This is a genomic window from Enterococcus spodopteracolus, assembly GCF_030441955.1.
In the GTDB taxonomy this organism is placed as follows: Bacteria; Bacillota; Bacilli; order Lactobacillales; family Enterococcaceae; genus Enterococcus_B; species Enterococcus_B spodopteracolus.
Window position 1 is genome coordinate 1 of sequence record NZ_JARJHD010000046.1, and the last position, 1,137, is coordinate 1,137.

The 1,137-nt window shown below is 47.8% G+C and carries 2 protein-coding genes; both read left to right on the top strand.

The window, feature by feature from the left end; translation table 11 throughout:
- A partial coding sequence (locus tag P3R27_RS14330) for a recombination protein NinB (protein WP_301399127.1) occupies positions 1–253 on the top strand: 253 nt, incomplete at its 5' end.
- Positions 250–1,122, top strand: a complete 873-nt coding sequence (locus P3R27_RS14335; RefSeq protein WP_000611491.1) for a phosphoadenosine phosphosulfate reductase domain-containing protein — start codon at positions 250–252, stop codon at positions 1,120–1,122. The genes P3R27_RS14330 and P3R27_RS14335, both read left to right, overlap by 4 nt.
- The last annotated feature ends 15 nt before the right edge of the window (positions 1,123–1,137 follow it).

The following is a 1,137-nucleotide window of genomic DNA, read 5'->3' on the forward strand; positions in this document are numbered from 1 at the left end:
TGGTCGCTGGCTGGATGCAGAAAGCTGGAAGTGTGTGTTTACCGCAGCATTAAAGCAGCAGGATGTTGTTCCTAACCTTGCCGGGAATGGCTTTGTGGTAATAGGCCAGTCAACCAGCAGGATGCGTGTAGGCGAATTTGCGGAGCTATTAGAGCTTATACAGGCATTCGGTACAGAGCGTGGCGTTAAGTGGTCAGACGAAGCGAGACTGGCTCTGGAGTGGAAAGCGAGATGGGGAGACAGGGCTGCATGATAAATGTCGTTAGTTTCTCCGGTGGCAGGACGTCAGCATATTTGCTCTGGCTAATGGAGCAAAAGCGACGGGCAGGTAAAGACGTGCATTACGTTTTCATGGATACAGGTTGTGAACATCCAATGACATATCGGTTTGTCAGGGAAGTTGTGAAGTTCTGGGATATACCGCTCACCGTATTGCAGGTTGATATCAACCCGGAGCTTGGACAGCCAAATGGTTATACGGTATGGGAACCAAAGGATATTCAGACGCGAATGCCTGTTCTGAAGCCATTTATCGATATGGTAAAGAAATATGGCACTCCATACGTCGGCGGCGCGTTCTGCACTGACAGATTAAAACTCGTTCCCTTCACCAAATACTGTGATGACCATTTCGGGCGAGGGAATTACACCACGTGGATTGGCATCAGAGCTGATGAACCGAAGCGGCTAAAGCCAAAGCCTGGAATCAGATATCTTGCTGAACTGTCAGACTTTGAGAAGGAAGATATCCTCGCATGGTGGAAGCAACAACCATTCGATTTGCAAATACCGGAACATCTCGGTAACTGCATATTCTGCATTAAAAAATCAACGCAAAAAATCGGACTTGCCTGCAAAGATGAGGAGGGATTGCAGCGTGTTTTTAATGAGGTCATCACGGGATCCCATGTGCGTGACGGACATCGGGAAACGCCAAAGGAGATTATGTACCGAGGAAGAATGTCGCTGGACGGTATCGCGAAAATGTATTCAGAAAATGATTATCAAGCCCTGTATCAGGACATGGTACGAGCTAAAAGATTCGATACCGGCTCTTGTTCTGAGTCATGCGAAATATTTGGAGGGCAGCTTGATTTCGACTTCGGGAGGGAAGCTGCATGATGCGATGTTATCGGT